This is a genomic window from Saccharomonospora iraqiensis subsp. paurometabolica YIM 90007, from assembly GCF_000231035.2.
Taxonomy (GTDB): Bacteria; Actinomycetota; Actinomycetes; order Mycobacteriales; family Pseudonocardiaceae; genus Saccharomonospora; species Saccharomonospora paurometabolica.
Genome location: NZ_KI912203.1, coordinates 35,823 through 39,824, shown reverse-complemented (window position 1 = coordinate 39,824; position 4,002 = coordinate 35,823). Strand labels below are relative to the sequence as shown.

At 72.3% G+C, this 4,002-nt stretch carries 1 protein-coding gene and 1 pseudogene; both read left to right on the top strand.

Going from position 1 to position 4,002, the window contains the following annotated elements; all coding sequences use genetic code 11:
- Nucleotides 1–428, top strand: a pseudogene (locus SACPADRAFT_RS25265) (hypothetical protein); the annotation flags it as partial.
- 352 nt (nt 429–780) lie between these two features.
- On the top strand, nt 781–3,963 hold the full coding sequence (gene ileS, locus SACPADRAFT_RS0202995; protein ID WP_007026786.1) for an isoleucine--tRNA ligase: 3,183 nt from the start codon (nt 781–783) through the stop codon (nt 3,961–3,963).
- The last annotated feature ends 39 nt before the right edge of the window (nt 3,964–4,002 follow it).

The window sequence follows — 4,002 nt, the reverse complement described above, 5'->3', positions numbered from 1 at the left end:
GGGAGCGGAGCGCGTCCCCGACCGCGGCGGGGTCCGCCTCCACCGGGACCGGACCGGCCGGGGGAGTCGATCCGGGGACCGCGGGTGGCGGCGGTGCGGGCCGGGAGCGTGCCTCCGGAACGACGGAGGCCACGCCCAGGACCGCGCTGCTGGTGTCGTCCGGGGAGCTGACCGCCGGGGACACCGATCCACCCGAGGAGGCCACGGACGCGACCGACGTGCTCGTGGTCACCGAGTCGGAGGCGGAGGTGCTGGTGGTCGACGAGTACCCGCGCTACCACCTCGCCGAGTGCGGATGGCTCGGACAGCGCGCCACGATCCCGTTGCCCGCCCGGGAGGCGCGGGAGCTCGGCTTCACCCCCTGTGCGCGTTGTGGGCCGGACGCGGCCCTCGCCGCGGCCCACCGCCGCCGGTCCGGCCGCAGGTGAGGTGGGCCGTCCCGGGTGCGATCCGGGTGGGTGCCCGGCACCCGCCCGGGCACACCGGCTAACCTGAGGGGCACAGGCGTCGATCCGGCCATCACCGGGGAGCCTCCGGAAGAACGGGTGCACGACCGCCCTCCGGGACCGCCTCCGGGCGGGGCGGGCGCACCTCAGTAGAACCGGACGGGTCCGGCCCGTCATCGCCGGGCAACGAGTGGTCCGTGCCGTGGAGCGCGGGCAAGCGGGGTGGTACCGCGGTACGCGCGCCTGCCGACAGGCGCCGTCTCGTCCCCGTGGGGGCCGGCCGGATGCGCGGCCCGTGCGAGAGACAGCCGAACCGCGAGGAGCTACCCCGACGATGTATCCCCAGGCTTCCGTCGGCGAGCAGGACGCCGACCAGGTCCCCGCGCACCCGTCGTTCCCCGCGCTGGAGCAGGACGTCCTGGCGTACTGGGCGGCGGACGGCACGTTCGCCGCGACGGTGGACAACCGGGAGGCCGGTACCCACGGCGCCAACGAGTACGTCTTCTACGACGGTCCCCCGTTCGCCAACGGCCTGCCGCACTACGGGCATCTGCTCACCGGGTACGTCAAGGACATCGTGCCCCGCTACCAGACCATGCGGGGCAGGCGGGTGGAGCGCCGGTTCGGCTGGGACACGCACGGCCTGCCCGCCGAGCTCGAGGCCGAACGGCAGCTCGGCATCACCGACAAGGCCCAGATCGACGAGATGGGCATCGCCGAGTTCAACCGTGCCTGCCGGGAGTCGGTGCTGCGCTACACGGCGGAGTGGCAGGAGTACGTCACCCGCCAGGCGCGCTGGGTGGACTTCGCCAACGACTACAAGACCCTGGACGTCTCCTACATGGAGTCGGTGATCTGGGCGTTCAAGCGGCTCTGGGACTCCGGCCTGGTGTACGAGGGGTACCGGGTGCTGCCGTACTGCTGGCGCGACGAGACGCCGCTGTCCAATCACGAGCTCCGGATGGACGACGACGTCTACCAGAGCAGGCAGGACCCGGCCGTTACCCTCGGCTACCGCGTGGAGGGCAACGACGGCGCCCTCGCCGAACTTGACGGTGCCTACCTGCTGGTCTGGACCACCACGCCGTGGACGGTCCCGTCGAACCTGGCCACCGCGGTCCACCCGGACGTGGACTACGTCGTCGTGCGCGACGACGACGGCAGGCGGTTCGTGCTCGCCGAGGCCCGGGTGTCCGCGTACGCGCGGGAACTCGGTGCGGATCCGGAGATCGTCGCCCGCTACCGGGGCACCGACCTGCTCGGTGCGCGGTACGCGCCGCCGTTCCCGTACTTCGTCGGACAGGCCAACGCCCACCGGGTGCTCGCCGCCGACTACGTCACCACCGACGACGGCACGGGCATCGTGCACATCGCCCCTGCCTACGGCGAGGAGGACAAGGCGGTCACCGACGCCGCCGGGATCGTCCCGGTCACCCCGGTCGACGCCAAGGGACGGTTCGACGCGCAAGTGCCCGACTACGAGGGCCGCAACGTCTTCGACGCCAATGCCGACATCATCCGCGACCTCAAGCACGGCACGGGTTCGGCGGCGCGGCAGGGTGCGGTGCTGCTGCGGCACGAGACCTACGAGCACGCGTACCCGCACTGCTGGCGCTGCCGGAACCCGCTGATCTACCGGGCCGTGTCGTCGTGGTTCGTGGCGGTCACCCGGTTCCGGGACCGCATGGTCGAGCTGAACCAGCAGATCACCTGGTACCCCGAGCACGTCAAGGACGGCCAGTTCGGCCGGTGGCTGGAGAACGCCCGGGACTGGTCGATCTCGCGCAACCGGTACTGGGGCACACCGATCCCGGTGTGGGTCTCGGACGACCCGAACCATCCCCGGGTGGACGTCTACGGCTCGCTCGACGAACTCGAACGGGACTTCGGGCAGCGCCCCGCCGATCTGCACCGCCCGCACATCGACGCGCTGACCCGGCCGAACCCGGACGACCCGACCGGTGCGGCGACGATGCGCCGGGTGCCGGACGTGCTGGACGTGTGGTTCGACTCGGGGTCGATGCCCTTCGCGCAGGTCCACTACCCGTTCGACAACGCCGAGTGGTTCGAGCACCACTATCCCGGCGACTTCATCGTCGAGTACCTCGGCCAGACCCGCGGCTGGTTCTACACGCTGCACGTGCTCGCCACGGCGCTGTTCGACCGTCCCGCGTTCCGCACGTGCGTCTCGCACGGCATCGTGCTCGGCTCGGACGGGCAGAAGATGTCCAAGTCGCTGCGCAACTACCCGGACGTCACCGAGGTGTTCAACCGGGACGGCTCGGACGCGATGCGCTGGTACCTGATGGCCAGCCCGATCCTGCGCGGCGGCAACCTGATCGTCACCGACAAGGGCATCCGGGACGCGGTGCGGCAGGCGGTGCTGCCGCTGTGGAACTCGTACTACTTCCTCGCGCTGTACGCGGGGGCCGAGGGGATCACCGGGCGGGTCCGCACTGACTCGGAGCACGTGCTGGACCGGTACCTGCTCGCGAAGGCGCACGAACTGGTGACCGACGTCGGCGCGGCGATGGACGGCTACGACATCGCGGGTGCGTGTGCGCGGGTCCGGGAGTTCCTCGAGGTGCTCACCAACTGGTATGTGCGCCGGTCCCGGGACCGGTTCTGGGCGGGCGAGGCGGACGCCGTCGACACCCTGCACACGGTGCTGGAGGTGGTCTGCCGGACCGCGGCCCCGCTGCTGCCGCTGACCACCGAGGCGGTCTGGCGTGGGCTGACGGGCGGCCGGTCGGTGCACCTGTGCGACTGGCCGCTGGTCGACGAACTGCCCGCCGATCCGGCGCTGGTGTCGGCGATGGACCGGGTGCGGCAGGTCTGCTCGTCGGCGCTGTCGCTGCGCAAGGCGAACAAGCTGCGGGTGCGGTTGCCGTTGGCGAAGCTGCTGGTGGCCGCCGGGGACGCCGAACAGCTGCGGCCGCTGGCCGACATCGTCCGGGACGAGGTGAACGTCAAGTCGGTCGAGCTGACCACCGATGTCGCCGCGCACGGCGGGTTCGAGGTCGCGGTCAACGCGCGCGCCGCGGGGCCCCGGCTCGGCAAGGACGTGCAGAAGGTGATCAAGGCGGTCAAGGCGGGGGACTGGACGACCACCCCGGACGGCGCGGTCGTCGCCGCCGGTGTCGAACTGCAGGAGGGGGAGTACGAGCGGCGGTTGGTCGCCACCGATCCCGGGGCGGCCGCCGAACTGCCCGGCGGTTCGGGACTGGTCACGCTCGACACGGCGGTCACACCCGAACTGGCCGCCGAGGGTGTGGTGCGCGACCTGGTCCGGGTGGTGCAGCAGGCCCGCCGGGACGCGGGGCTCGACGTGGCCGACCGGATCGGCCTGACGGTGGACGCCCCCGCCGAGGTGACCGACGCGGTCCGGTCCCACGAGGACTTCCTGGCGAACGAGACCCTGGCCACCGGGGTCTCCTACGGCGAGGCCCCCGGCGGGTATCCCGGGACCGTCGGTGACGGGGCGAAGGTGACGGTCGCCCTCACCCGGACCGGCTGAGCGGCGCCCGGCCCGGCCGCGTGGCCGGCGCGGGGCCGG

Bases quoted from the DNA above. Each gene is read 5' to 3' on its own strand.
- ileS (WP_007026786.1), top strand. From the start codon at position 781: ATGTATCCCCAGGCTTCCGTCGGCGAGCAGGACGCCGACCAGGTCCCC.